Origin of the sequence: Streptomyces sp. HSW2009 (genome assembly GCF_040240285.1) — a bacterium.
Classification (GTDB): Bacteria; Actinomycetota; Actinomycetes; order Streptomycetales; family Streptomycetaceae; genus Streptomyces.
This window is the reverse complement of the sequence record NZ_JBEHZD010000778.1, coordinates 1-2877: the sequence shown is the minus strand read 5'-3', so window position 1 is coordinate 2877 and position 2877 is coordinate 1. Positions and strand designations below refer to the sequence as shown.

The 2877-nt window shown below is 75.5% G+C and carries 2 protein-coding genes; one reads left to right on the top strand and one right to left on the bottom strand.

Annotation, left to right across the window (positions count from 1 at the left end; translation table 11 throughout):
* Positions 1 to 141 precede the first annotated feature (141 nt).
* Positions 142 to 1743: an FAD-binding oxidoreductase gene (locus tag AAHZ94_RS32055; protein ID WP_349997223.1), complete on the bottom strand. Its 1602-nt coding sequence runs from the start codon at positions 1741 to 1743 to the stop codon at positions 142 to 144.
* Between the two features lie 791 nt (positions 1744 to 2534).
* Here AAHZ94_RS32055 and AAHZ94_RS32045 point away from each other — a divergent pair.
* The gene (locus AAHZ94_RS32045) at positions 2535 to 2816 is read left to right on the top strand and encodes a hypothetical protein (RefSeq protein WP_349997221.1); all 282 of its coding nucleotides are present in this window, start codon (positions 2535 to 2537) and stop codon (positions 2814 to 2816) included.
* Positions 2817 to 2877: the final 61 nt, after the last annotated feature.

Sequence of the window (2877 nt, the reverse complement as noted above, 5' to 3'; positions counted from 1 at the left end):
CCCCCCCCCCCCCCCGGGGCGGGGGGGGCCCGGCCGCCCCCCCGCCCCCCCCCCCCCCGCCCCCCGGGGCGGGGGGGGGGGCGCCCCGCCGCGTTGCGGCACCGGCGGGCGTCCGGCCGGCCGCTGCGGGGCGGCGTCGCGCTAGAGCCCCTGCGGGAAGGAGAACAGCCGGCCCCCGTCGTAGCGCTTCTTGAGGGTGGTCAGCCGGCCGGCGGCGGCGCCGTAGTACGCGGCGCGCCAGTCCTTCAAACCCGCGTCGGCGTAGTTCTGGTAGGCGGCGCCGGAGGCGTGGCGGCGCATGGCCGTGTGCGCGCCGTCCAGCCAGGCGCTCTGCGCGCTGCCGGTACGGCCGGCCGGCCAGGAGGCGGTGTACTGCGCCAGCATCCGCGACCGGCGGTGGACGAACGAGGTGGCCAGCGGCGCGACCCGGTTGACGGCCCCGCCGAGCGCGGTCAGCGCGATGGTCACGGCGCCGTCCCCGCGGGACCTGCCGTACCGCTCCACCTGGTCCAGCAGGGTGCGTACGCCCTGCTGGCTGAGCGAGCGGTCGAAGAAGTCGGAACGGGCGCCGTAGGTCTCCCGCTGGAGCGTGCCGGCCGGCGTGCGCCCCGGGGTGGCGCCGGGCAGATGGCACTGGGCGGTGCTCTTGGTGGCGCAGCCGGCGTACATCCGCATGGCGTCCAGGTAGCCGCGGCGGCGCAGGCTGACGCTGCGGGCGCTGCCCCCGGCCCGGTCGGCGAGCCGGGCCAGGGCGTTCTGGAGGTCGCCGTAGGTGCCGAGGGAGAAGGCGCTGACGGAGAGGGTGGGGGTGCGGCCGGGGGCGGCCGAGAAGTGGATCGCCGACCAGATCTCGTCGGGCTGTGCGGGCCCCCACTCCTGCCAGGCGCGCAGCACGGCCGCCGCCTTCGACCAGGGCCAGGTGAGGTACGCGCTGACGCCGGGCGCCGCCTTGTGGGTGCGGAAGCGGAGTTCGGTCACGACGCCGAAGTTGCCGTTGCCCGCGCCGCGCAGGGCCCAGAACAGGTCCGCCTCGCGGTCTTTGGCGGTCTGTACGGTCCTGCCGTCCGCGGTGATGACGGTGGCGCCGATCAGGCTGTCGGCGGTGAGCCCGTACGCCCGCGAGACCACGCCGTGGCCGCCGCCGAGGGTCAGCCCCGAGATGCCGACGGTGGGGCAGGAGCCGGCGGGGATGGTGACGCCGTGCGCGCCGAGTTGGGTGTAGACGTCGATGAGCTTGGCTCCGGCGCCGATGGTGGCGGTGCCGGAACCGGTGCGGATCGTCTTCAGCCGGGAGACGTCGATGATCAGCCGGCCGGTGCCGCCGGAGTGGCCTGCGTAGCTGTGCCCGCCGTTGCGGATGGCGACGGGGGTGCCGTGCCGGCGGGCGAAGGCCAGGCACTCGGTGATGTCCGAGGTGTGTGCCACGTACGCGATGGCGGCCGGGCGCTGGTGGTCGAAGCGGGTGTTGTAGAGCTTGCGGGCCTGGGCGTAGTCGGCGTCGGCCGGGCGTATCAGACCGCCGCGCAGGCCCTTGCCGAGCGCGGTCCAGTCGGCCGTCTTCGGCTGGCCCGCGCCGGCCGTCGCCGAGCGGGTGGCCGCCGGGGCGCTGCCGCGGGTGGCGTTGGTCGCGGGTTCGCCGCTGCCGCGCGAGGCGGCCCGGCTGGTGTCGTCGTCGCAGGCGACGCCCCAGGCGGCCGTCGCGGCCAACCCCGTACCGGTTGCCAGCAGTGTGCGCCTGTCCATCCTGCCCTCCGCTGCTCGTTGTGGCCCTCCTCTACAGAGGGCACAGGGCGGGTGGCGGTTCCTTCGCCGTGGCTGTGGGGGCCAGCAGTAGACGCGTTCATGACATTTTTGCCCGGGATGTCGGGGCGGTGGGGTGCGGCGCCGGGGGAGCGGGGCGGGCCCGACTGCTGGCGGGCGGGGGACTGTTCTCGTCCGCCCGCGCGCGTCCGTCCGTACGCGTCACGCTTGCTCGCGTCCACCCCGTACGCGCCTGCTCGTACGCGTGAGGCTGTGCGCACGCACGTACGCCTGGCCTGTTTGGCGCCCTGCTTTTCCGCGTTTCCCGCGCGCACGTACGCGCGCGGGAGCGTCAGCCCCATCCCGCCCCGGCGCGTGCCCGACGGGTGGACCCGAGAGGCGGGCCCGGCGGGGAGCGCGGCGGGCGGGGCTAACGGCTGGGGTCGGGTGGTGGGGCGGTGGTCGCGGGGTGTTCGAGCAGTGCCGCGAGGTGGAGGTCTGCGTCCGTGCGCGCCCGGGAGCGGGCTCTGCGGGCCGGGCCCAGCCAGCCGCAGGAACAGCGGGCGAGACAGAAAGCGCCCGTTTCCGTGGTGGTCGTCTCGTGTTCTTCAGAACCGAACTGAGGCACGCATCCACGCTACCGGCCCGTGACGGCCCGTAGGGGCGATCGTTGAACGGAACATATTTCACCGTCGTCTCCTCGCCACGGATCGCGCCGGCTCCGGCGCGGTGCGGACGGTACGGCGCGACGCACGGGGTATCGGGCGCGACAACGGTCAGGGGGTCGGACGTCGATGAGGGTCCAGAGATCGGTCCGGGTGCAGGTGCGGCGGCATCGGTGTGGTGGCGGTGCGGTCGCCGCCGTTGCGGGCGGCCTCGTCGTCACGCTGGTGGCCACGGCCGGGTGCTCGTCGCGCACCACGTCAGAGGCGGGCGACGGGTCGCTGTCGCAGGAGCGGGTGGCCGACGAGTGGGACGCCGACGGCGCCGGGCAGCAGGTGCGCGGCGGTGGGGGGGGGGGGGCCCGCCCGGCGCGGCCGCGGGGGGGGCCCCCCCCCTCCCCCCCCGCGAGCTAGACGCCGCTGTCCTCCTTTTTTTACTCTTTGTGGCCGTCCTAGATCTACACGGTGCCGTCGC